Below are 22858 nucleotides of genomic sequence, written 5' to 3'. Positions count from 1 at the left end.
ATGTATCAGTCGCTTGCACCGTATTGGTGCGCGCCGCAAGGCCCGCTTCGAGGCGCGATGCGCCGTCGTCACCCCCGCCCCGCCCATGGAAGGGGCCGGTCATTAACCCATGCACGACTTGGCACGCTTCCTGCTTGTGTCCCCATGTCACCGTCTCCTCACGCAACAACGTCCAACAAAAGGAGTGCTGAACATGGCCCATCAACCGGAAAGAATCGTCGAACTGTCGCGCCGCGTCGAGCGCATTTCGAACGAGAAGATCGAGAGCATCGTCGATATCAACCAGCAGGCCAAATACCTGTCGCTGAACGCGCGCATCGAGGCCGCGCGCTCGGGCGAGGCAGGGCGCGGGTTCGCGGTGGTGGCCAACCAGGTGCAGTACGTGTCCGAGCAGATCACCGGCATCGCCGACGCGCTCAAGGAGGAACTGGCCGGTTCCATCGCCGACCTGATCCGCATCGGCGAAAACACCCTGCACGAGATCCGCGGCTACGAGGGCCGCCGCCTGGGCGACCTGGCGCTGAACATGATCGAGACCATGGACCGCAACCTGTACGAGCGTTCCTGCGACGTGCGCTGGTGGGCGACCGATTCGTCGGTGGTGCGGGCCTTGCAGGAACCCGGCGCCGACAGTGCCCGCCACGCCAGCGGGCGGCTGGGCGTGATCCTGGACAGCTACACGGTCTACCTGGACCTGTGGGTGGCCGACGCGCAGGGCCGGGTGGTGGCCAATGGCCGCCCGGACCGCTATCCGCAGGCGCGCGGCGCCGATGTCAGCCATGCCGAGTGGTTCCGGCGCGGGATGGCCGCGGCCGACGGCGGCGAGTACGTGGCCATGGACATCGACAGCGAGCGCCTGCTGGACGGCGCCCACGTCGCCACCTACGCCACCGCGATCCGGCGCGACGCCGACAAGCACGGCGAGCCCCTGGGGGTGCTGGGGGTGTTCTTCGACTGGAGCCAGCAGGCCGCCAGCATCGTCAAGTCGGTGGGGCTGTCGGAAGAGGAATGGGCGCGCACCCGCTGCCTGCTGGTCGACAGCCGTCAGCGCGTCATCGCCGCCTCGGATGGCGCGGTATCGCTGAAAGAGCGCTACGTGCTGCGCCACGACGAGCGGCCGCGCGGCTACTACGAAAACGCCGATCGCGGCCTGGTGGGGTTCGCGCTGACGCCGGGCTATGAAACCTATGCCGGCCTGGGCTGGTACGGCGTCATCACGCAGCGTCCGCGCGACAGCTTCGAATAGGCGGCGGCGCGAGCCGGGCGGCGTCCGGGCGCGTGGCCCAGGAGGCCTCCCGGCCCGCACGCGGGTCAGGTCCGCGCGGCCTGGCCGGCGGCTATCGGTTCGTCCTGCGGCACGCCCGCCGCGCGGTCGGCCTCGAAGCCGTAGAACTGCATGTCCTGGTAGCGGATCCAGCGCGACTTCTTCACCAGCCGGTGGCCGATCCAGAACGCCAGGAACAGAGGGATCGCCAGGTAGGTCGAGACCACGCCGATCCAGTCGATGCGCTCGTCCAGGAAGGCCTGGTAGTTCTGGCCCAGCGTGACCAGCAGGCACAGCACGAAGGCCAGCAGCGGGCCGAACGGGAACAGGCCGGCCTTGTAGGGCAGGTTGGCGGTGTCGTAGCCGTGCTTCACGTAGCCCTGGCGGAAGCGGTAGTGGCTGACCGCGATGCTGAGCCAGACGATGAACTCGGTCATGCCGGCGAAGTTCAGCAGCCAGATGTAGACCGCCTTGGGGCTGTAGACCACGCTGAACATGCACAGGCAGGCCAGCGCGGTGGTGGCCAGCAGCGCGTACAGCGGCACGCCGTTGCCGGTCAGGCGCTTGAACACGGCCGGGGCCTGGCCCTCGACGGCCATGTTGAACAGCATCCGCGTGGCCGCGTACATGCCCGAATTGCCGGCCGACAGCACCGAGGTCAGGATCACCGCGTTCATGATGGTGGCCGCCGACAGCAGCCCGGCGTGCTGGAACACCAGCGTGAAGGGGCTGACGGCGATGTCCTCGACCTCGTTGCGCAGCAGCTGCGGGTCGGTATAGGGAATCAGCAGGCCGATGATCAGGATCGCCAGCACGTAGAACAGCAGGATGCGCCAGAACACATGGTTGATGGCGCGCGGCACGTTGCGGCGCGGGTTCTCGGATTCGCCGGCGGCCACGCCCACCAGTTCGGTGCCCTGGAACGAATAGGCCACCACCATGGCCACCCCGACCCAGGTGGCGACGTTGCCGACGAACGGCGCCTCGCCCACGGTCCAGTTGCGCACGCCGACCGGCGCGTCGCTGTGGATGATGCCCACCAGCATCGCCAGGCCCAGCACGATGAAGCACAGCACCGCCACCACCTTGATGATGGCGAACCAGTATTCGGCCTCGCCGAAGCTGCGCGCCGAGAAGGCGTTCAGACCGAAGGTCAGCGCCAGGAAGGCGACGCTCCAGATCCAGCCGGGGGTATCGGGGAACCAGTACGCCATCACCAGTTGGGCGGCCACCACGTCCACCGCCACCACCGTGGCCCAGCTGAGCCAGAAGTTCCAGCCCAGCGCGAAGCCGAAGCCGCCGTCTACGTAGCGCGAGGCGTAGGTGCAGAACGAGCCCGACACGGGCATGAAGGTGGCCAGTTCGCCCAGGCTGGTCATGATGAAATAGACCATCAGGCCGATCAGCAGGTAGACCGTGAGCGCGCCGCCCGGGCCGGCCTGGGCGATGGCCGCGCCCGAGGCGATGAACAGGCCGGTGCCGATGGCGCCGCCCAGGGCTATCATGGTCAGGTGGCGCGCCTTGAGCACGCGGTGCAACTGGTTCTTGCCGGCCGGCGGGGTTCCCGAGTCTGTCGTCGGTGTTTTCATGGAATGCACAGGTTGATGCAAAGCCCCGCGCCGACCGCGAACGCCCCTGAGCGCCTTGTGGACACCGGGGGCAGGAGCCGGCCCGGGGGGCGCTTTGCCTAGGATTGCGTATGACGGGCATTTTACAATGGCGCTATCCAGTGCCTGTCCGGAGCCGTAGCATGGCCACTTCTTCCCCCGCGTCCCCCCACGAAATCGAATTCCTGCCCGAACCCGGCACCGAGGTGCGGCAGTTGTTCATCCTGCTGCATGGCGTGGGCGGCACGCCCGCCAACCTGGTGCCGCTGGCCGAGGCGGTGCGCGCCGCCTTTCCCGCGTCGGCGGTGCTGATTCCCGAGGGCTTCGAGCCCTTTGACGGCGGCGGCGCGGGCCGCCAGTGGTTCTCGGTGCGCGGCGTGTCCGAGGACAACCGGCCCGAGCGCGTGGCCCAGGCCCTGCCGCCGCTGGAGGCCTACGTGAAGGCGGCCCAGGCCCGCTTCGGCCTGTTGCAGTCCGACACCGCGCTGGCCGGTTTTTCGCAGGGCGCCATCATGGCGCTGGAACTGGTGCAGGCGCACGACGGCATGGCCGGCCGCGTGATCGCCTTTTCGGGCCGCTATGCGCAGCTGCCCAAGGCCGCGCCGCAGTACACCACGCTGCACCTGCTGCATGGCGCCGACGACCCGGTCATGCCGGTGGCCTTGATCCAGGCGGCGCAGGCGCGGCTGGACGAGCTGCACGGGGATTCCACCATCGACGTGGCCACGCACGTCGGCCACGAACTGCATCCGGCCCTGATCCAGCGCGCCATCGTGCGCCTGCAGACTTGCGTGCCGCTGCGCAGCTGGGAGGCGGCGCTGGGCCTGAACCAGTCGCCGCCCGATGGCACCACGCTGCATTGAAGGCGCGCCGGTGAGTCCCGCCAAATCCTCCGCCGCCGCGCGCGACGCCGATCCGGTCGGCGGCGCGCAGAGCATCTTCCGCGTGCTGCGCATCCTCAAGTACGTGGGGGCCGCGCCCGCGCGCGGGGTCGGCCTGACCGACGTGGCGCGCGACCTGGGCCTGACGCCGCCCACGGCGCACCGCATGCTGTCGGCCCTGCTGCAGGAGGGCTTCCTGGCGCTCAATCCCAAGCTCAAGACCTACAGCCTGGGGCGCGAGTCGTACATCCTGGGGCTGGCGGCCGAAAGCCGCCATGGCATCAAGGCGATCGCCGAATCGGCGGTGCTGCGGCTGGCGCAATCGACCGGCGACACCAGCTTCCTGTCGGTGCGTTCGGGCCACGAGGCGGTCTGCGTCGACCGCAAGACGGGCGATTTCCCCATCAAGATCCTGACGCTGGAGGTCGGCCACCGCCGGCCGCTGGGCGTGGGGGCGGGCAGCCTGGCGCTGCTGGCGTTCCTGCCCAATGACGATATCGAGCGGGTGCTGGCGCGCTACGACGCCTCGGCCGCGCCCGACCTGCCGTCCACCGCGATGCTGCGCGAGGACATCGCCGCGGCCCGCAAGAATGGCTATGCGCTGAACCCGGGGCGCATCATCCCGGACATGCTGGGGGTGGGCGTGCCGGTGTACGACCGCGAGCAGCACGTGGTGGCCGCGCTCAGCGTGGCCGCGATCCGCTCGCGGCTGTCGGGGGCGCGGCTGCAGGAAGTGGTGGCGGCGCTGCAGCGCGCCGCCACGGAACTGGGCGCGGAACTGGCGCCGCGGCCGGCCTGACGCGCGGCGCCGGCCGGCCCGCCATGCCGGCTATCGCCCCGCGCAGGACTTGCCGCCGTCCACCGGCAGGCACACGCCGGTGATGTACTTCGCTTCGTCGCTCGCCAGGAACAGCGCCGCGTGCGCCACGTCCCAGGCGTCGCCCATGCGGCCCATCGGGCTGGCGGCGTTGCGGCGCCGGCGCATTTCCTCCACGTCCTCGAACTGGCCCGCGATCTGCGTGTAGATCAGCGGTGTGTCCATCACGCCCGGCAGCACCGCGTTGACGCGGATGTTGTCGGGCGCATAGCGCACCGCCAGGGCGCGGGTCAGGTGGTTCAAGCCGGCCTTGGCGGCGTAGTACGAGGTATACGGGTAGGTGTTGACCTGGATCGAGGCCAGCGACGAGATGTTGACGATGCTGCCGCCGCCCTGGGCCAGCATCACCGGCAGCACGTGCTTGCAGGTCAGGAACACGCCGGTCAGGTTGGTGTCCATGACGCGGTGCCAACTCTCCTCGCTGGCTTCGATCGGGTCGCCCATCTCGGTGATGCCGACGTTGTTGTGCAGCACGTCGATGCGGCCAGCCTCGGCCTGCATGGCCCGCACCGCCGCCAGGATCTGCGCGCTGTCGGTCACGTCGGCCGCCAGCGCGGTGCAGCGGCCGCCTTCGTCCAGGATGATGCGGCGGGTTTCCTCGGCCGATTCCACCCGCAGGTCCACCGCGAACACGTGGGCGCCTTCGCGGGCATAGAGCGCGGCGGCGGCGCGGCCGTTGCTCCAGCCCGGTCCGGACGAGCCCGCGCCGAACACCAGCGCGGTCTTGCCTTGCATGCGCTGGCCCATGTCAGTCCACCGAGATGTGCGCGAACTCGGCCACCTTCTTCCACTTGACCACGTCTTCCTTGATCATCGCGGCGAAGGCTTCCGGCTTGTCGGCCACCACGTAGGCGCCCACGCCGGCGTACTTGGCCTGCACCTCGGGGTCGGCCAGCGCGCGGCGCGAGGCCTCGCCCAGCTTGGCCAGGATCGGCGCGGGCAGCCCGGCCGGCGCCAGCAGGCCGTTCCACATCTCCGCGTCGTAATCAGGCAGCCCGACTTCGGCGAAGGTGGGCACATCGGGCAGTTGCGGCAGGCGCTTGCGCGCGGCCACCACGATGGCGCGCAGGCTGCCGGACTGGATGTGCGCCATCGACGAGGCCGCCGTGTCCCACAGGATCGGCACCTGGCCGGCGATGACGTCATTGAGCGCCGGGCCGGTGCCGCGATACGGCACGTGCATCATGTCCAGCCCCGACAGCGATTTGTAGTATTCCATCGCCATGTGGGTGGCGCCGCCGTTGCCCGACGAGGCATACGAGTACTTGCCCGGCGCGCCCTTGATCAGCGCCACGAACGAGGCGTAGTCCTTGGCCGGGAAGTCCTTGTTGACCACGATCACGCCCGGCACGCGGATGATCTGCGTGACCGGGGTGAAGTCCTTGACGGCGTCGTACGGCAGGTTCTTGTAGACCGCCGAGTTGGTGCCGTTGGTGCTGGAGGTGCCCAGCAGCAGCGTGTAGCCGTCGGCTGGCGCGCTGGCCACCGCGCGCGAGCCGACCGTGCCGCCGGCGCCGCCGCGGTTTTCCACCACCACGGGCTGGCCGATCTGCTTGCCCAGCGCCTCGGCGAAGATGCGGCCGACCACGTCGGAGGTGCCGCCGGGCGGGAAGGGCACGATCAGGCGGATCGGGCGGTCGGGGTAGTTGCTCTGGGCGCCGGCCGACGGCGCCAGCACGGTGGCCAGGGCGGCGGCCGCCACGGTCAGCCAGGTACGGATCTTCATGGGGTTGTCTCCTCGCTTGGAATGTCTGTGTAGTTATTCAGGCTCAGGCGATGCGGTCGCCCGGCTTGATCTTGGCGGCGCGACTATCCACGCCGGGCAGCATGTGCGCGGGGTCGCGCGTCACCACCACGTCCAGCACGGTGGGGCGGTCCTTGCAGGCGTAGGCGGCGGCCAGCGCGGCGGGAATCTCGGCCGGGTCCTCCACCCGGATGCCGTTGCAGCCCAGCGCCCGCGCCACGTTGGCGTAGTTGGTCTCGGCCAGGTCGGACGACTGGTAGCTGCCGCTGCCGTACATCAGGTGCTGCAAGGCCTTGATATAGCCCGAGGCGGCATTGTTGACCACCACCAGGGTGAAGGCCAGGCCCATGCGCACGGCGGTTTCCAGTTCGCCCAGCGACATGTTGCAGCCGCCGTCGCCGGTCAGGCTGACCACCTGCCGGCCGGGGGCGGCGGCGGCCGCGCCGATGGCGCCGGGGATGCCGTAGCCGATCGACGCGAAGCCCCGGTCCGGCACGAAGCCGCGTCCGGCGCGCTTGGTGTCGAACAGCAGGCCGCCCCAGTGCGCGGCGAAGCCGCCGTCGGCCACCAGCACGCCGTCTGCGGGCAGGCTGGCGTTGATCTCGTGCATCAGGCGCGCCATGCCGATGGGCCGGTCGGCCGAGGTCAGCTTGGCGCGCACCGATTCGCGCCAGGTATGCATGGCCTGGCCGACTTCAGCGGCGTAGCCTTGCCGGCGGGCGCCGCCGTTGTCGGGCTGGGCGGCCAGGGCCTGGTCCAGCTCGGCCAGCGTGGCGCGGGCGTCGCCCCACAGCCGCAGCGTCGGCGTGGTGGTGCGGTCGAATTCCTCGGCCACGATGTCCAGGTGGATGATGGGCGCGCCGGTGGCCAGCAGGTCGTAGCGGCGCGTGGCCACTTCGCCCAGCTTGCAGCCGACCACGAACAGGCAGTCGGACTTGGCGATCAGGTCGTTGGCGATGCGGCTGTAGCGGCCGAACAGCCCCGCGTTCAGTGGATCGCCGCAGGCGATGGCGCCCTTGCCGCTCATGGTGTGGGCCACCGGGATGTTGTAGCGCCGCGCGAAATCCTGCACCGCTTCGGCGGCCTCGCTGATGTGCACGCCGCCGCCGCACAGCATCAGCGGGCGGTCGGCGCCGGCCAGCATGGCGGCGGCCTGCGCCAGCGCGTCGGCATCCGGGCGGCAGCGCAGCGCGGGCGCGCGGCGGTAGGTCTCGCTGGCGTGGAAGGCATCGGCGTCGAAGGCGTGGACTTCATGCGCGATGTCCTCGGGCACGTCCAGCACCACCGGGCCGGGCCGGCCGCTGGTGGCGACCGCGAAGGCGCGCCGCACCAGTTCGGGAATGCGCTCGATCTTCTCGACCCGCAGCACGTCCTTGACCACCGGGCGCAGCACTTCCAGCTGGCGCGCCTCCTGCGTCATGTTCTTCCACGAATGCATGCGGTGCGAGTCGCCCACCAGCGCCACCATGGCGGTGCCGGCGTTGTAGGCTTCGGCCAGGCCGGTGACCAGGTTGGTGGCGCCGGGGCCGAGCGTGGCGTCGCACACGGCGGGGCGGCCGCTGACCTTGGTGTAGGCGTCGGCGGCGAACACCGCGCAGCGTTCGTCGTTGATCAGGTTGTGGTTCAGCTTCAGGCGCCGCACCGCGTCGTAGAACGGCAGCAGCTGGAAGCCGCCCATGCCGAACATCAGGCCGACGTCATGCGCGGCGAACATGCGGGCGATGGCTTCGCCGCCGGTGATTTCAAGGGTTTCCGACATGCGGAGAATGCTCCAGGTGGGTTGCGCGCCCCGCCAGCAGGGCGTCGATGAAGGATTTCAGGGGAGAGCCGACGCGGCAGCCGAGTTCGCGGGCCTGGGTGTTGGCGCACGACACCACGCCGTCCTCGTAGCAGGAGCGGGCATCGCCGATGCGGGCGCTGTGGGCCGACACCGTCAGCGCCGCGATGCCGCGCTGCTGCAACAGGGGCAGGCGGCCGATGCCGGCGCTGTCCTTGCCGATGCCGGCGTCGTTGAAGGTCACCAGCCAGGGGCGGGGGCGCACGCCGTCGGTGGCCAGGCCGGCCAGCCGTTCGCCGTGCGAGGCGGTGACGGCGATCAGGCCGTCGTCGGCCGCTTCCAGCAGCGACACCGAATCGGCGCCGATCACCCGCGGCGCGCCGTCGGCGCCTGCGGCCAGGACCGTGCGCGCTTCGTGGCGCGGCGCCGGCCAGGTCGGCGCCATGTCGGCCCCGGCCAGCCGCTGCGCGGCCTGCGCCACGGCCATGCCGGGGCGGCGACCAAGCGCGTAGGCCAGATCGTTGACGTGGCTGATGATGCCGTGGCGCGCCATGTCGGCGCCGTCGCCGATGCGGCAGCTGCGGTAGTCGGCGGTGGCGGCGGCCACGCCCCATTGCTGCAGTTCGTCCAGCCCGGCGATGCCGGCCCGCTGCCAGCCGACGCCGGCGTCGTTCAGCACCACCGCGCGCACCCGGCCGCGGGCGGCGCAATAGGCCGCGTAGCTGCCGCCATGGGAGCCGGCGATCACCACGCGGCCGGCGTCTTCGGCGCGCAGCTTGGTGATGCTGTCCATGACGCGGGCAGGTTCGGTGTTGGTTTGTTTTTCCATATTATGGATATGTGCTTTGATTCCTGGAGGCGTCCCGGGATGCCTCGGGTGAATCGATCTGTCTCGGCTTGAATTGGAATAATGATGTGGGACTGATTCTAAGAGGCCATGCGCGACGCCAACAATGCTATCTCCATATTGTGGAAACTATTTGGAGATGAGGGGGCGGGCATCACCCGGGACGCTGGCGCGCCGATGCGGGCTGGCACAAGGAGCGCGGCACGATCGCGCGTACCGGGCGCGGCGCGATCCATGCGAAAGAGGGAGGGGAAGGACGCGAGATCCGCTGAAGCGGGCGCGTTTGGCCCGTTCGGGGTGGTCGGCGCCACGCGCCGGAGGGAAACACAAGGCGGGCGGCGACCTGGCCGCCCGGGTATGGCCCGCCGCGCCTACTTTTCCCAGCCGCCGCCCAGCGCCAGGAACACGGCGATCTGGTCGTTGCTGAGTTCGGCCTGGCCGGCGGCCAGCGCGCTTTCATTGCTGGCCAGCGTGCGCTCGGCGTCCAGCACCGTCAGGTAATCGGTCTTGCCGTACTGGAACAACTGGCGCGCCTGCGAGGCGGCCTGCGCCGCCTGGTCGCGCGCCGCTTGCAGCGCGGCCTGGCGATCGAGCTGGCGCGCATACACCACCAGCGCGCTCTCGGTTTCGCGCAGCGCGTTCAGCACCGAGGCGTCAAAGCGCGCCACGGCGGCCTTGGTGTTGGCCTCGGCCTCGGCGATGCGCGCCTGCACCGCGCCGGTGTTGGGCAGCGTCCACGAGATCAGCGGACCGACGCTCCAGCTGAAGGTGCCGCGGTCGCCGAACATGGCGGCCGGGCCGCCCGAGGCGCCCGACAGGCCCAGCGTGATCTTCGGATACAGGTCAGCCGTGGCCACGCCGATGCGCGCGGTGGCGGCGGCCAGCGCGCGTTCGGCCTGGCGGATGTCGGGACGGCGGCGCAGCAGCGCGGCGCCGTCGCCCACCGGAATGGTTTCGCTCAATTGCGGCGCGGCGGCGCATTGCAGCAGTGTGGTCGGAATCTCGGCGGGGGTCTGGCCGGTGAGCGCCGCCAGCCGGTACAGCGCGGTGCGCTGCTGCGCCTGGAACGGCGGCAGGCCGGCGCGCAGTTGCTCCAGCTGGCTGCGGGCGCGGGTGACGTCCAGCGCGGTGCCGCGGCCGGCGCGTTGCAGACGGCTGACGGCGTCCAGCGATTCCTGCTGCACCTTCACCGAATGCTCGGCCGAGGCCAGCTGCATGCCGGCCGAACACAGGTTGGCGTAGGCGCGGGCGGTTTCGGCCGCCACCGTGACGCGGGTGGCGTCGTAGGCGGCCTGGGCCGCCTGGGCGTCGGCGCCGGCCGCTTCCACGGCGCGCCGGATCTGGCCGAACAGGTCCACCTGGTACGACATGCTGGCGCCGGCCGAGTACGACCAGCGATTGGGCGGGTCGATGCCCGGCGCCATCTCCTGCAGGCCGGAGACGTGGCCGAAGGTGGGCGAGGCGTTCACGCCCAGGCTGGGCTGCTGCTGCGCCTCGGTCTCGCGCACGGCGGCCTGGGCGCGTTCGAGGTTGGCGCTGGCCACGCGCAGGTCGGTGTTGGCGGCCAGGGCCTTTTCCACCAGGCCGTCCAGCACCGGATCGTTGTACAGCCGCCACCAGTGGCCGGGCACCTGGTCGCGCTGGAACACGCCCTCCCGCGCCTCGGCGAATGGCGCCTGCGCGTCTGGCCGGGCGGCGGCCGCGTCGGCGGGCACCTGGTAGTCAGGGCCCACGGCGGCGCAGCCGGCCAGCACGGCGGACAGCATCAGCGGCAGGAAGAATCTGGTGTTCATGGCGGTTACGGCTTGGCGTTGTCTAAGAGGTTGGCGGGTTGGTGAAAGCGCGCGCTCAAGAGGGCTGGCGCGCGTCGGTCCGCGTCTGCGCGGGCGCGGCGGCGGCGCCGACCGCCACGGTGGCGGTCTGGCCGGCCACCAGGCGCACGCCGGCGGGCACCTCGTCGATCTTCACGCGCACCGGGATGCGTTGCGCCAGGCGCACCCAGTTGAAGGTCGGGTTGACGTTGGGCAGCAGGTTGGCGCCGGTGCTGCGGTCGCGGTCGGCGATGCCCAGCGCGATGCTCTCGACATGGCCGCGGATCTGGCGGTTGTCGCCCATCAGCGTGACGGTGGCCGGGTCGCCCTCGTGGATGCCGGGCAGCTTGGTTTCCTCGAAGTAGCCTTCGACGTAGAACGAGCTGGCGTCGACCAGCGCCATCACGCCGCGGCCGGCGCTGGCGTACGAGCCGGCGCGCAGGTCGAGGTTGGTGACGCGGCCGTCGGTCACGGCCAGCACGCGGCTGCGTTCCAGGTTCAGGCGGGCGGTGTTCAATTGCACCTCGGCCTGGGCCAGCGCGGCCTCGGTCTGTTGCAGCTTGGTCTGGCTCTGTTCCAGCGCCTCGGCGGCCACCAGCTGGCCCAGCGAGCGGTTGCGCTTGGCGTCGCGCAGCGCCTGTTCGCGCGCCACCTGTTGCGAACGGACCGAGGCCTGGGCCTGGTCGTAGGCCAGCTGGAAGCGGGCGCGGTCGATCTCGAACAGCACGTCGCCGGCCTTCACGTCCTGGTTGTCGTGCACCGGCACGGCGGTGACCAGTCCGGACACGTCGGGCGCCACCTGCACCACGTAGGCCTTGACGCGGCCATCGCGGGTCCAGGGTTCGACTTCATAGTGCACCCATAGTTGCCAGCCGGCGTAGACGGCGGCCGCGACCACGGCGGCGGTCAGCGCGAATTTGCCGATGGCGGCGGGGCGCAGGGCATTGGGAAGTTTCATACCTATCTCTGCAGAAAATAAGGGGAAATCAGGGAGACGCCATACAGCAGCACGATGAACAGCGCCAGGTCGAACAGCGCCGGGTGCCACACCAGGCGATACAGCCCGGCGCGCGCCAGCACGCGGCGCACGGCCCAGGCCACGCCCAGGGTGACCACGCCCAGCACCAGCAGCCAGGGGAAGTAGATGCCATAGAGGTTGAATTCGCCGATCATGGTGTTTCCAGCGTGGGATGGGCGGGTTGGTAATCGGCCGCCTCGGGGAAGAAGGCGCGGCGCAGGCCGACCAGGGCCACCACGGCGCGATCGCGCGCGGCGACGGTGCCGGGCGTGGCGCTGACGCTGGCCAGGGCGCGATCGATCTGCGCCAGCATCTCCGGCGCCTTGTCGCCGCCGCGCCAGTTCGAGCGCTCGCGGAAGAAACGCGCCAGGCTGTCGAGCACGGGCACGATGGTGGCGTCGGCCATGGGCAGGTGGCGGCGGGCGCGTTGCAGTTCGGTGATGTCGCGGCCCACGCGCAGGTCCTTGAGCGCATCGGCGGCGACCAGGTCGTCGGGGCGCTTGGCCATCGCCAGGCGCGGTTGCAGCAGGCCGATGCGGTCTAGCATGCGGGCGGCGTAGGTGTGGCGGGCCGGGGCGCGCGGCGAGCTGGCCAGCGTGGCCAGTTCGTTCCAGTTGGCGGCCTGGATGCGGCGCGCGCTCCAGTCGGCGCTGACGGTGCGGAAGATGGCGGCGATGATGGCGGCGGTGGCCACGCCCATGCATTGCGCCACCTGCGTGTCGATGAACGACACCAGGTCGGCGGTATGGGTGTCCTGCAGCGCCATGGTGCCCAGGAAGCCGAACAGCACCGCCATGGCCTTGCCGGTGGACGCCGGCCGCGCGATGAAGATGCCGAGCACGAAGGCGGTGGGCAGCATCGCCAGCGCCAGCATCTCGAACGAATGGATGGCCGGCATGATGCCCAGCAGGTACAGCGCCGACAGCGGGATCGAATACACCGTGTAGGTCAGGAACTGCATGATGCCCGGCACCGGGTTGTCCTGCGAGGCGAAGAAGCAGCTGAAGATGGCGGCCATCAGGGCGGCGGTGGCGCCGTTGCTCCAGGCCGTGCCGATCCAGAACAGGCAGACGACCGAGATGGCGACGCCGGCGGCGGCGGCCGACAGCAGCGCCATGCCGCGGTCGCGGTGCAGGGCGCGGTTGGGCGCGGTGCGGGCGGGAGCGCGCGTGGTGCGCAGCGGCGCGCCGGCCAGGCCGGCGCGGATCTCGCGGCGCAGCGCCAGGCATTCGTCATAGGTGTCGATCAGCTCGCGCAGCCGCGTCATCAGGCTGGCCAGCAGCGCGTCGCGCCAGCCGGAATGGCTGTCGATGGCGGGCGTCAGGCGGGAAACGGCGGCGCGCAGGTGCACGGCGGTTTCATGGGTGGCCTGGGCGCCCGCGTTGATCCATTCGGAGATGTCGGCCAGCACCTGCGAGACAGGCTCGGGCAGCGTCTGGCCGTCGGCCTGCAATGCGCGCATGCGGTCTTCGACGGCGGACACGGCGGGCGTGAGCGCGGCGATCTGGTCCTGCATGGCGCGCACCGCGCCGGCGGTCCAGCGCAGGTTGCCGGTGTCGAACGGCACGTGGGTCGACAGCAGGCGCAGCTGGGTGATGTCGTTGGCCAGTTCGCGGCGGTCGCGGTCTTTCTGTTCGGCGGTCTTGCCGCTCAGGGTGTCGTGGATCCAGAGCTTGGCGTCGCGCACCGCCTTGTCCAGCTGCAGCGTCAGCGCCGGCGCCAGGCCGCGCGGCAGCACGATGCTGTGGACCAGCGTGGCGCAGACGATGCCCAGGCTGATTTCCTCGACCCGCGCCAGGGCGGTGTCGAACACCTGCGACGGGTCGGTGACGCTGGGAAAGCCGATCATGGCGGCGGTGTAGCCGGCCAGCATGAACAGGTATGAGCGCGGCGTGCGGTCCAGCACCGACAGGTACAGGCAGAAGCCGACCCAGGCCACCATGGCGGCGGTCATGACGACGGGCGAATTGGACAGGCGCGGCACCATGTAGACGGTCATGGCCGAGCCGCAGAAGGTGCCGACCAGGCGGTATAGCGCCTTGGAGCGCACCGCGCCCGACCAGGGCTGGGCCACGATGTAGGCGGTGGTCATGGCCCAGAACGGGCGTGGCAGGCCGATGCTGTACGAAAGATAGAGCGCCATGATGGCGCTCAGGTAGCTCTTGAGGGAGAAGATCGTCTCGCGGACGTTGGGCAGTTTCATGGCCGCGGGTCCTCCTGGGCCCCGGCGGCGCTGCGGCCCAGCGCGGCCTTGAGCGCATCGAACACCCGCAGGCAGGCTTGCAGGTCGGCTTCGCTGACGCCGTCGAACAGGCGCCGGCGCAGTTCCACCAGCACGTCCTCGACCTGCTTGCGCAGGGCGTGGCCGGCGTCGGTCAGGTGCAGGGTCTTGGCGCGGCGGTCGTGCGGGTCTTCGCGCCGTTCCATGAGGCCGGCGGCGACCAACTGGTCCAGCACGCGCACCAGCGACGGACCTTCGACCCCCAGGGCCTCGGCCAGCGCGCCCTGGCGCACGCCGTCGCCCAGCCGGCCGGCCAGGATCACGGGCCAGGCGGTGGCTTGCGACAGGCCGTAGTCGGCCAGGGCCTTGTCGGCGGCGCCGCGATAGGCGCGCGACAGCACCATCAGGTTGGCGGTGGTGGCCATGAGTTGGGAGTCGGTGGGGGTGTTCATGGAAATCGATTGTATCCTATCTATTAGCTTACTATTAATTGAAAATGGCGAAGATCTCCATTGATTTTTTCAATCGGGAAAATCAGGGGCGGGTTTTCCGTGGGTGAAAAGGTGAGGGGGCGAACGGGCGGCTTTGGCGCGGCGGGGCGCGTGATGCAGGGCGGCCGGGCTGCCGCGAGCCTGGCGTCAGCCAACGCCGGCAATCATCCGTGCCTGCCATGGGCAACGAGCGCCCGGCAAGCGTTGCCGCGCCAGGCGGCAGGCGCATGCTGTCACGTCGATTTACGGGTGGCCATGCCGGCCGCCCATAGGGGCATCAGCCGTTGCAATCGGCCCAGCAATTGGGCGTTTCGTACAGGCGCACGCGGGTCAGGCGCAGGTCGGCGCCGTAGTGGCCGTGGTAGTGCGGGGCCAGGATCTCGAAGATGATGGCGGCCAGGTTCTCGGCGGTGGGGATGCGGTCCAGCACCACGGTCTTGTGGCCGGGCATCGAGTCCAGGAAGCCGCGCACGGCGGTGTCGCCTTCGTAGACCAGGAAGGCATGGTCCCAGACGTCGACGATGTGGGCCTTGGCGATGCGCTTGATGTCGGCGAAGTCCATCAGCATGCCGTTGTCGGACTCGCCCGGGGCCTGGACGATGTCGCCGGTCAGGGTGATTTCGAGCACATAGCGGTGGCCGTGCAGGTTGCGGCACTGGCTGCGGTGGTCGGGAATGCGGTGGCCGGCGTCGAATTCAAGCCTGCGGGTCACGGAAATCATGGAATGCCTATGTATTTATGGGTCTGCAGGCTCAGGCGCCATTGCGGGTGCTGCATGCAGTATTGGACGGCCTGTTCGGTGTTGGCCAGGCGGGCGGGGCCGTCCATGGGTTGCAGGAAGAAGTGGTCGAAGTCCAGGTGTTCGAAGCGCGGGGGCAGGGCGTTGGCCTGGGGGTAGACCAGCTTGAGTTCATTGCCGCGTTCGATGACGACGGGGGCGGTGCCCTTGGGGCTGACGCAGATCCAGTCGATGCCGGGGGGCGGCTGGACGGTGCCGTTGGTTTCGATGGCGACGGTGAAGCCGCGCGCGTGGACGACGGCCAGCAGCGCTTCGTCCAGTTGCAGCAGCGGTTCGCCGCCGGTGAAGACGATGTAGCGGTTGGCGGTGTCGGGACCCCAGGCGGCCTCGATGGCATCGGCGAGCAGTTCGGGGCTGGCGAATTTGCCGCCGCCGTCGCCGTCGGTGCCGATGAAGTCGGTGTCGCAGAAGGTGCAGGCGGCGCTGGCGCGGTCGCTCTCGCGGCCGGTCCAGAGATTACAGCCCGCGAACCGGCAGAAGACCGCCGCGCGGCCCGCGTGGGCGCCTTCGCCTTGCAGGGTCTTGAAGATTTCTTTGGCGGTGTAGGTCATGACGGGGGGCGCCGGGGCAGGCGGCGCCGGGAATGAGCAAAAACAGAACTATTTTAGTCGTTACAGTTCCTCGAGGTAGCGCATGCGGAAGCGCCGGCCCTTGATGTTGCTGTTGGACAGGCGCGAGAAGGCCTGCTTGGCGATCTTGCGGTCCAGCGCCACGTAGGCGTTGAACTCGGTGATGTTGATCTTGCCGACCTGCTCGAAGGCCAGGCCGCCGTCGCCGGTCAGGGCGCCCAGCAGGTCGCCGGGGCGCAGCTTGTCCTTCTTGCCGCCCTGGATGCACAGGGTCACCATGGGCGCGCGCAGGGGCCGGTCGGCCTTGGGGCGCAGCGATTTCAGGTCGCCCCAGGTCAGGGGCGCGCCCTGGTATTGCTCGATCAGGTTGGCCCAGCGCATTTCGTCGGGCGAGCACAGGCTCAGGGCCAGGCCTTTCTGGTCGCCGCGGCCGCTGCGGCCGATGCGGTGCACGTGGACTTCGGTGTCCTTGGTGACGTCGACGTTGATGACCGCGCCCAGGTTCTGGATGTCCAGGCCGCGCGCGGCCACGTCGGTGGCCACCAGCACGGCGCAGCTCTGGTTGGCGAACTGGATCAGGATCTCGTCGCGTTCGCGCTGTTCCAGGTCGCCGTTCAGCGCCAGGGCGCTGATGCCGTCGGCCTGCAAGCGTTCGACCAGATCGTGGCTGCGGATCTTGGTGTTGCAGAAGGCCAGCGTCGAGACCGGGCGGAAATGCGCCAGCAGCCTGGCCACCGCGTCCAGGCGCTCTTCGGGGTCGATCTCGTAGAAGATCTGTTCGATGCGGCTGGCGTCGTGCTGGGCCTCGACCTTGACTTCGGCCGGGTTGCGCAGGAAGCGCGCGCTCAGCTTGCGGATGTTGTCGGGGTAGGTGGCCGAGAACAGCAGGGTCTGGCGCTTGGCGGGGCAATGCGAGGCGATGGCCACGATATCGTCGTAGAAGCCCATGTCGACCATGCGGTCGGCCTCGTCCAGCACCAGCGTGGTCAGGCCGGACAGGTCCAGGCTGCCGCGTTCCAGGTGGTCCTGGATGCGGCCGGGCGTGCCGACCACGATGTGGGTGCCGCGCGCCAGCGATTCGGCCTGCGGGCGGGCCGCGGCGCCGCCGCACAGCGTCAGGATCTTGACGTTGGCGATCTGGCGCGCCAGCCGGCGCAGCTCCTGCGCCACCTGGTCGGCCAGCTCGCGGGTCGGACAGAGCAGCAGCGCCTGCGGCGTCAGGCGGGCGGGATCGAGCTTTTGCAACACGCCCAGGCCAAAGGCAGCGGTCTTGCCGCTGCCGGTCTTGGCCTGCGCGATCAGGTCGCGGCCTTCCAGGATCAGCGGCAGGCTCTGCGCCTGGATCGGCGTCATCTGCTCGAACCCCAGGCTTTGCAGGTTATCGAGCAGGGCGGGCAAAAGGGGCAGGGAAGTAAAGGGCGTCTGGGTCACGGCAGGGGCTCTCGCAGGAACTGCGATAAATACGGATACGGCCGACAGTGTAAGGCCTGCGGGTCCCCAGGGCGCCCGGACTGGCGCACGCACCGGCCGCCGGGCGCGCGTCAATTCGGGGGCGCGTGGCGCTATCCGGCCGAGGGTTCGTAGGTGCCCGCCAGCGCCCGCGCCGCTTCCTGCATGCGCGGCAGCCAGGCGCGCGCGCCGTCGATCGACAGCCGCGCCACCGGCGCGTGCAGCGCCACCGCGGCAATGGCGCGGCGTCCGCGCATGATGGGCACCGCCATGCAGACGATGCCCAGCAGGAATTCCTCGCGGTCGAAGCTGGCGCCTTCCTTGCGGATCGCCAGCAGTTCGCGTTCCAGCGCGGCCGCGTCGCATAGCGTGTTGGGCGTGTAGCGCGGCAGCGGCGCCGCCGCCAGCAGCCGCGCGCGCGCCTCGCGCCGCATGTGCGCCAGGAACAGCTTGCCGCTGGCGCTGCAGTGCAGCGGCACGCGCGAGCCGGGCTGCAGGTTGACGCGCAGCGGCCAGGCGGTCTCGACCCGGTCCAGGTAGATGACCTCGTCGCCGTCCAGCATGGTGCAGTTGCAGGTTTCGCCGATCTCGTCGACCAGGCTGTCGAGGATGCGATGGCGCTCGGCCCGCAGGGGCGAATTGAGCAGGGTGTCGCGCGCCAGCAGCGCCAGGCGCGGGCCGGTGATGTAGCGCTTGCCTGCCGGTTCGCGCAGCAGCATGCCGGCGTCCACCAGCCGCGACAGGATGCGCAGCACCGAGGGCTTGGGCAGGCCGGTGGCGTCGGTCAGCGCCGCCAGCGATACCGGCGCCTCGGAACCGGCGACCTGTTCCAGCAGGGTCAGCGCGCGCAGCGCCGCGGAGGATTCGTCTTTCATCTTTCAATATTTGAAGATTTGGCGAAAGGCCGCCAGGTTGGTGCGGATTCTGCAGAAAATGGAACGCTGCAGGGTGGGAAATGCGGGAGTTCTGCTGCAGTATCGGTTCACCCCGGCCAATATGCAATCCAAGCCGCGCCGGCCCGCCAGGAGAGAGACCATGAGCAGCAAACAACACATGACCCCCAGCGAAGCGTTCGTCGAGACGCTGGTGGCGCAGGGCGTCAAGGACGTTTTCGGCATCGTCGGTTCGGCCTTCATGGACGCGCTGGACCTGTTCCCCGCCGCCGGCATCCGCTTCGTGCCGACGGTGCACGAGCAGGGCGCCGCCCACATGGCCGACGGCTATTCGCGCGTCACCGGCCGCCACGGCGTCTGCATCGCGCAGAACGGCCCCGGCATCACCAACTTCGTCACCGGCGTGGCCGCGGCCTACTGGGCCCACAGCCCGGTGGTGGCCATCACGCCCGAGACCGGCACCTCCGGCATGGGCCTGGGCGGCTTCCAGGAAACCGAGCAGTTGCCGATCTTCTCGCGCATCACCAAGTACCAGGCCCACGTCAACCGGCCCGACCGCATGGCTGAATTCACCGCCAAGGCCTTCGACAACGCGCTGGCCGAGCGCGGCCCGACCCAGCTGAACATCCCGCGCGACTATTTCTACGGCGAGATCGACGTGGCGATTCCGGAGCCGCGCCGCATCCGCCGCGGCCCCGGTTCGGAAGAAGACCTGGAAGCGGCCGCCCGCCTGCTGGCCGGGGCGAAGTTCCCGGTGATCGTCGCCGGCGGCGGGGTGCTGTTCTCGGCCGGCCAGGCCGAATGCGTGGCGCTGGCCGAACTGCTGGGCGCGCCGGTGGTCACCAGCTACCTGCACAACGACGCCTTTCCGGCCAGCCATCCGCTGTGGTGCGGGCCGCTGGGCTACCAGGGCTCCAAGGCCGGCATGAAGCTGCTGTCGCAGGCCGACGTGGTGCTGGCGCTGGGCACGCGCCTGGGGCCTTTCGGCACCTTGCCGCAGCACGGGCTGGACTACTGGCCGCAGAACGCGCGCATCATCCAGGTCGATGCCGACCACCGCATGCTGGGCCTGGTGCGGCCGGTGTCGGTGGGCATCTGCGGCGATGCCAAGCCGGCGGCGGCGGCACTCGCGGCCAAGCTGCGCGATCGCGAGGTCGCCTGCGTGGCCACCAAGGCGGCGCGCGGCGACGAGATCGCGGCGCAGAAAAGCGCCTGGGAAAAGGAACTGGACGGCTGGTCGCACGAGCGCGACGACTGGAGCCTGGACATCATCGAGCACGGCGGCGGCCGCATGCATCCGCGCCGCATGCTGCGCGAGCTGGAGCGCGCCATGCCCAAGCACGTGATGGTGTCCACCGACATCGGCAACATCTGCTCGGTGTCCAACAGCTACCTGCGCTTCGACGAACCGGATTCGATGCTGGCCGCCATGAGCTTCGGCAACTGCGGCTACGCGTTGCCCGCGCTGATCGGCGCCAAGCTTGGGCGCCCGGACCGGCCGGCGGTGGCCTACGTTGGCGATGGCGCCTGGTGCATGAGCTTCCAGGAACTGCTGACCTGCGTGCGCGAGCGCATCCCGGTGACGGCGGTGGTGTTCCACAACGGCCAGTGGGGCGCGGAAAAGAAGAACCAGGTGGACTTCTACGGCCGCCGCTTCGTCGGCAGCAACCTGCAGAACCCCAACTTCGCGGAACTGGCGCGGGCCATGGGCGCCGAGGGCATCCGGGTCGAGCATGCCGACCAGGTGGGAGCGGCGCTGCAGGCCGCGTGCAAGGCGCAGTCCGAGGGCAAGACCACGGTGCTGGAGATGATGGTGAGCCAGGAGCTGGGCGATCCGTTCCGCCGCGACGCGCTCAAGCAGCCGCTGCGCCTGCTGGACAAGTACAAGCGCTACGTCAACCAGCCGTTCCAGCCGGGCGAGGTGCCGCTGCCGATCGACCCGGTGCGCGGCTGACGCCATGGCCAGCGACCGCTTGTTCGAGCCGCTGCGGGCCGCGGCGCTGTCGGCCGGGCGGGTGCGCACGGCGGTGGCCTATCCGCTGTGCGCGTCCAGCCTGGGCGCCGCGGTGCAGGCGCGCGAAGCCGGCTACATCGAGCCGCTGCTGGTCGGGCCGGCGGCCCGGCTGGCCGGCTTGATGGCCGAGCTGGGCCTGCGCGCTGGCTCGCTGGAGATCGTCGACACGCCCGACGACGAGGCGCTGGCCGCGCGCGCCGCGGCCGGCCTGGCGCGCGACGGCGCGGTCGGCATGCTGATGAAGGGCAGCCTGCACACCGATCATTTCATGTCGGCGGTGGTGGCGCGCGAATCCGGGCTGCGCACGGCCCGGCGCATCAGCCATGCCTTCGTGATGGCGGCGGCCGCGTATCCCAAGCTGTTCATCCTGACCGACGCCGCCGTCAACATCGCCCCGACCCTGCAGGAGAAGGCCGACATCGCGCAGAACGCCATCGACCTGGCGCATGCGCTGGGCGTGGCGCGGCCCAAGGTGGCGGTGCTGTGCGCCACCGAATCGGTCAACCCGGCCATGCCGGCCACGCTGGACGCGGCGGCGCTGTCGAAGATGGCCGACCGCCAGCAGATCCGCGGCGGCCAGATCGACGGTCCGCTGGCGTTCGACAACGCCATCTCGCGCCAGGCGGCCGAGCAGAAGGGCATCGTCTCGCCGGTGGCGGGCGATGCCGACATCCTGCTGGTGCCCGATATCGAGGCCGGCAACATGCTCTACAAGGAACTGACCTGGCTGGCTGGCGCGGCCACCGCCGGGCTGGTGCTGGGCACGCGCGTGCCGGTGCTGCTGACCAGCCGTTCGGACGCGGTGCAGGCGCGGGTCGACAGTTGCGCGGTGGCGGCGCTGTATGCGCGGGCGCTGGCGGCCGGCGCGCGTTGAAGCGGGTCGCCCGCCGGCCTGGCACCATCAAGTCCGGCGGTTTGGTACTAAGCCGGGACCCCCGGGTTGACTAGGCTAGCGCCATAGCCATCGTTTGAATGGCTCATGCCAACAATGCCAAGGGGTGGATGATGCGCAGCGCGACACGCGGCTTTGCCGCAATACTGACAGCATGGGCCTTGATGGCCGGCACGCACGCGGCGCCGGCCGCCGATACGCCCAAGCCGGGCGGCACGCTGGTCATCGGTTCGACCCAGGTGCCGCGACACCTGAATGGCGCGGTGCAATCGGGCATCGCCACGGCGCTGCCCAGCGCCCAGCTGTTCGCCAGTCCGCTGCGCTACGACGCCAACTGGAAGCCGCAACCCTACCTGGCGCAGTCGTGGGAGCTGGCGCCGGACGCCAAATCGCTGACCCTGCACCTGCGCCACGACGCGCTGTTCCACGACGGCAAGCCGGTGACGTCCGAGGACGTGGCGTTCTCGGTGATGGCGGTCAAGCAGAATCATCCGTTCCAGAGCATGCTGGCGCCCGTCGAAAGCGTCGACACGCCCGATCCCTATACCGCCGTGCTGCGCATGAGCAAGCCGCATCCGGCGATCCTGCTGGCGCTGTCGCCGGCGCTGATGCCGGTGCTGCCCAAGCACATCTACGGCGACGGCCAGGACCTGAAGAACCATCCGCGCAACTCGGCCAACGTGGTCGGCTCGGGCCCGTTCACGCTCAAGGATTTCAAGCCGGGCCAGGAGATCGTGCTGGAGCGCTTCGACAAGTTCTTCGAAAAGGGCAAGCCCTACCTGGACCGGGTGGTGGTCAAGATCAACCCCGACGCCACCAACCTGCTGATCGGGCTGGAGCGTGGCGACATCGGCGCGCTGCCGTACATGACCGAGCCGACCATCCTGCGCCGCGCCAAGGACAATCCGCAGATCGTCATGACCGATCGCGGCTACGAAGGCATCGGCGCGCTCAGCTGGCTGGCGTTCAACACCGCCCGCAAGCCGCTGGACGACGCGCGCGTGCGGCAGGCGATCGCCTACGCCATCGACAAGGGCTTCATCACCAGGGCGCTGAATGCCGGTTTCGCCAAGCCGGCGGACGGACCCATCGTCGCCTCCAGCCCCTATGCGACCCAGGACCTGAAGAAGTATCCGCTGGACCTGAAAAAAGCCGAACAGCTGCTGGACGACGCCGGCCTCAAGAAGGACGGCAAGGGCGAGCGCATGACCCTGACGGTCGACTACATGCCCGGCAGCGACGTGCAGGGCAAGAACGTGGCGGAATACCTGCGCAGCCAGTTGAAGAAGGTCGGCATCGCGGTGCAGGTGCGCGCCTCGCCCGATTTTCCGACCTGGGCCAAGCGCATCGCCAGCCATGATTTCGACATGACCACCGATATCGTCTTCAACTGGGGCGATCCGGTGATCGGCGTGCACCGCACCTATCTGTCGAGCAATATCCGCGACATCATCTGGACCAACACGCAGTCGTACCGCAACCCCAAGGTCGATGAATTGCTGGCGCAGGCCGGCACCGAGACCGACGAGACCAAACGGCGCGCGCTGTATGCGCAGTTCCAGCAGATCGTCACCGAGGACCTGCCCATCGATTTCCTGACGGTCATTCCGTACCACACGCTGTCGTCCAAGAAGGTGCACGGCCTGCCCGATGGGATCTGGGGCCTGCTGTCGCCGCTGGACGACACGTATCTGCAATAGCGGG

Annotated in this window: 20 protein-coding genes; 6 read left to right on the top strand and 14 right to left on the bottom strand. The window is 69.6% G+C overall.

What is annotated here, in order from left to right:
- The first annotated feature begins 184 nt into the window (after window positions 1–184).
- On the top strand, window positions 185–1246 hold the full coding sequence (locus ACUTAG_RS31320) for a methyl-accepting chemotaxis protein (RefSeq protein ID WP_329610232.1): 1062 nt from the start codon (window positions 185–187) through the stop codon (window positions 1244–1246).
- 65 nt (window positions 1247–1311) lie between these two features.
- Here the strand turns inward: ACUTAG_RS31320 and ACUTAG_RS31315 are convergent, their stop codons facing one another.
- Entirely contained in the window at window positions 1312–2853 is a 1542-nt protein-coding gene (locus ACUTAG_RS31315) for an amino acid permease (protein WP_045953172.1), read from the bottom strand.
- A gap of 161 nt (window positions 2854–3014) precedes the next feature.
- Between ACUTAG_RS31315 and ypfH the strand changes: the two genes are divergently transcribed.
- Window positions 3015–3734, top strand: a complete 720-nt coding sequence (gene ypfH, locus ACUTAG_RS31310; RefSeq protein WP_006385000.1) for an esterase — start codon at window positions 3015–3017, stop codon at window positions 3732–3734.
- A 10-nt stretch (window positions 3735–3744) separates the two neighbouring features.
- Window positions 3745–4551: an IclR family transcriptional regulator gene (locus ACUTAG_RS31305; protein WP_020927921.1), complete on the top strand. Its 807-nt coding sequence runs from the start codon at window positions 3745–3747 to the stop codon at window positions 4549–4551.
- Window positions 4552–4581: 30 nt separating this feature from the next.
- Here ACUTAG_RS31305 and ACUTAG_RS31300 read toward each other — a convergent pair whose 3' ends face one another.
- The 13 genes from ACUTAG_RS31300 to ACUTAG_RS31240 all read right to left on the bottom strand — a co-directional run bounded on the left by ACUTAG_RS31300 (window position 4582) and on the right by ACUTAG_RS31240 (window position 18230).
- Window positions 4582–5376 (bottom strand): SDR family NAD(P)-dependent oxidoreductase, encoded by a 795-nt coding sequence (locus ACUTAG_RS31300; protein WP_006385002.1) that lies wholly within the window; start codon window positions 5374–5376, stop codon window positions 4582–4584.
- Between the two features lies 1 nt (window position 5377).
- Window positions 5378–6355 (bottom strand): Bug family tripartite tricarboxylate transporter substrate binding protein, encoded by a 978-nt coding sequence (locus tag ACUTAG_RS31295; protein WP_148318803.1) that lies wholly within the window; start codon window positions 6353–6355, stop codon window positions 5378–5380.
- Window positions 6356–6398: 43 nt separating this feature from the next.
- On the bottom strand, window positions 6399–8132 hold the full coding sequence (locus ACUTAG_RS31290) for a thiamine pyrophosphate-binding protein (RefSeq protein ID WP_006385004.1): 1734 nt from the start codon (window positions 8130–8132) through the stop codon (window positions 6399–6401).
- On the bottom strand, window positions 8116–8979 hold the full coding sequence (locus ACUTAG_RS31285) for a hypothetical protein (protein WP_446650450.1): 864 nt from the start codon (window positions 8977–8979) through the stop codon (window positions 8116–8118). The genes ACUTAG_RS31290 and ACUTAG_RS31285 overlap by 17 nt, the downstream gene beginning before the upstream one ends.
- Window positions 8980–9368: 389 nt before the next feature.
- Window positions 9369–10790 (bottom strand): efflux transporter outer membrane subunit, encoded by a 1422-nt coding sequence (locus tag ACUTAG_RS31280; protein WP_054438098.1) that lies wholly within the window; start codon window positions 10788–10790, stop codon window positions 9369–9371.
- 55 nt (window positions 10791–10845) lie between these two features.
- A complete protein-coding gene (locus ACUTAG_RS31275) occupies window positions 10846–11766 on the bottom strand; it encodes an efflux RND transporter periplasmic adaptor subunit (RefSeq protein WP_024069026.1) in 921 nt (306 codons plus the stop codon).
- Between the two features lie 2 nt (window positions 11767–11768).
- Window positions 11769–11981, bottom strand: coding sequence for a DUF1656 domain-containing protein (locus tag ACUTAG_RS31270; protein WP_020927916.1), 213 nt, complete (start codon window positions 11979–11981; stop codon window positions 11769–11771).
- The gene (locus ACUTAG_RS31265; protein WP_024069025.1) at window positions 11978–14029 is read right to left on the bottom strand and encodes an FUSC family protein; all 2052 of its coding nucleotides are present in this window, start codon (window positions 14027–14029) and stop codon (window positions 11978–11980) included. The genes ACUTAG_RS31270 and ACUTAG_RS31265 overlap by 4 nt, the downstream gene beginning before the upstream one ends.
- Window positions 14026–14499 carry a MarR family winged helix-turn-helix transcriptional regulator gene (locus ACUTAG_RS31260; RefSeq protein WP_054481537.1) on the bottom strand — a complete coding sequence of 158 codons (474 nt, stop codon included), beginning with the start codon at window positions 14497–14499 and terminating at the stop codon, window positions 14026–14028. Before ACUTAG_RS31260 ends, ACUTAG_RS31265 begins: the two co-directional genes overlap by 4 nt.
- Before the next feature lie 316 nt (window positions 14500–14815).
- Window positions 14816–15259 carry a 6-carboxytetrahydropterin synthase QueD gene (gene queD, locus ACUTAG_RS31255; RefSeq protein ID WP_006387236.1) on the bottom strand — a complete coding sequence of 148 codons (444 nt, stop codon included), beginning with the start codon at window positions 15257–15259 and terminating at the stop codon, window positions 14816–14818.
- A complete protein-coding gene (gene queE / locus ACUTAG_RS31250) occupies window positions 15256–15888 on the bottom strand; it encodes a 7-carboxy-7-deazaguanine synthase (RefSeq protein WP_006387235.1) in 633 nt (210 codons plus the stop codon). The genes queD and queE overlap by 4 nt, the downstream gene beginning before the upstream one ends.
- A gap of 60 nt (window positions 15889–15948) precedes the next feature.
- Entirely contained in the window at window positions 15949–17337 is a 1389-nt protein-coding gene (gene dbpA, locus ACUTAG_RS31245) for an ATP-dependent RNA helicase DbpA (protein ID WP_045953171.1), read from the bottom strand.
- Between the two features lie 131 nt (window positions 17338–17468).
- Window positions 17469–18230, bottom strand: a complete 762-nt coding sequence (locus ACUTAG_RS31240) for an IclR family transcriptional regulator (RefSeq protein ID WP_148318807.1) — start codon at window positions 18228–18230, stop codon at window positions 17469–17471.
- 160 nt (window positions 18231–18390) lie between these two features.
- Here ACUTAG_RS31240 and xsc point away from each other — a divergent pair, with 160 nt between their 5' ends.
- The 3 genes from xsc (at window position 18391) to ACUTAG_RS31225 (ending at window position 22854) form a co-directional block, all read left to right on the top strand.
- A complete protein-coding gene (gene xsc / locus ACUTAG_RS31235; RefSeq protein ID WP_026383777.1) occupies window positions 18391–20202 on the top strand; it encodes a sulfoacetaldehyde acetyltransferase in 1812 nt (603 codons plus the stop codon).
- Between the two features lie 4 nt (window positions 20203–20206).
- Window positions 20207–21136 carry a bifunctional enoyl-CoA hydratase/phosphate acetyltransferase gene (locus tag ACUTAG_RS31230; RefSeq protein WP_054447483.1) on the top strand — a complete coding sequence of 310 codons (930 nt, stop codon included), beginning with the start codon at window positions 20207–20209 and terminating at the stop codon, window positions 21134–21136.
- A 98-nt stretch (window positions 21137–21234) separates the two neighbouring features.
- On the top strand, window positions 21235–22854 hold the full coding sequence (locus tag ACUTAG_RS31225; RefSeq protein WP_392388261.1) for an ABC transporter substrate-binding protein: 1620 nt from the start codon (window positions 21235–21237) through the stop codon (window positions 22852–22854).
- Window positions 22855–22858: the final 4 nt, after the last annotated feature.

The sequence above is a fragment of the Achromobacter sp. CSND-B12 genome (assembly GCF_052906545.1).
The sequence above is the reverse complement of the archived record's forward strand: the minus strand, read 5'-3'. Positions and strand labels throughout refer to the sequence as shown.

Coding starts and splice junctions, on each gene's coding strand:
- ACUTAG_RS31315 (WP_045953172.1), bottom strand. CDS start 2,853: ATGAAAACACCGACGACAGACTCGGGAACCCCGCCGGCCGGCAAGAAC.
- ypfH (WP_006385000.1), top strand. CDS start 3,015: ATGGCCACTTCTTCCCCCGCGTCCCCCCACGAAATCGAATTCCTGCCC.
- ACUTAG_RS31300 (WP_006385002.1), bottom strand. CDS start 5,376: ATGGGCCAGCGCATGCAAGGCAAGACCGCGCTGGTGTTCGGCGCGGGC.
- ACUTAG_RS31295 (WP_148318803.1), bottom strand. CDS start 6,355: ATGAAGATCCGTACCTGGCTGACCGTGGCGGCCGCCGCCCTGGCCACC.
- ACUTAG_RS31290 (WP_006385004.1), bottom strand. CDS start 8,132: ATGTCGGAAACCCTTGAAATCACCGGCGGCGAAGCCATCGCCCGCATG.
- ACUTAG_RS31285 (WP_446650450.1), bottom strand. CDS start 8,979: ATGGAAAAACAAACCAACACCGAACCTGCCCGCGTCATGGACAGCATC.
- ACUTAG_RS31280 (WP_054438098.1), bottom strand. CDS start 10,790: ATGAACACCAGATTCTTCCTGCCGCTGATGCTGTCCGCCGTGCTGGCC.
- ACUTAG_RS31275 (WP_024069026.1), bottom strand. CDS start 11,766: ATGAAACTTCCCAATGCCCTGCGCCCCGCCGCCATCGGCAAATTCGCG.
- ACUTAG_RS31270 (WP_020927916.1), bottom strand. CDS start 11,981: ATGATCGGCGAATTCAACCTCTATGGCATCTACTTCCCCTGGCTGCTG.
- ACUTAG_RS31265 (WP_024069025.1), bottom strand. CDS start 14,029: ATGAAACTGCCCAACGTCCGCGAGACGATCTTCTCCCTCAAGAGCTAC.
- ACUTAG_RS31260 (WP_054481537.1), bottom strand. CDS start 14,499: ATGAACACCCCCACCGACTCCCAACTCATGGCCACCACCGCCAACCTG.
- queD (WP_006387236.1), bottom strand. CDS start 15,259: ATGATTTCCGTGACCCGCAGGCTTGAATTCGACGCCGGCCACCGCATT.
- queE (WP_006387235.1), bottom strand. CDS start 15,888: ATGACCTACACCGCCAAAGAAATCTTCAAGACCCTGCAAGGCGAAGGC.
- ACUTAG_RS31240 (WP_148318807.1), bottom strand. CDS start 18,230: ATGAAAGACGAATCCTCCGCGGCGCTGCGCGCGCTGACCCTGCTGGAA.
- xsc (WP_026383777.1), top strand. CDS start 18,391: ATGAGCAGCAAACAACACATGACCCCCAGCGAAGCGTTCGTCGAGACG.
- ACUTAG_RS31230 (WP_054447483.1), top strand. CDS start 20,207: ATGGCCAGCGACCGCTTGTTCGAGCCGCTGCGGGCCGCGGCGCTGTCG.
- ACUTAG_RS31225 (WP_392388261.1), top strand. CDS start 21,235: ATGGCTCATGCCAACAATGCCAAGGGGTGGATGATGCGCAGCGCGACA.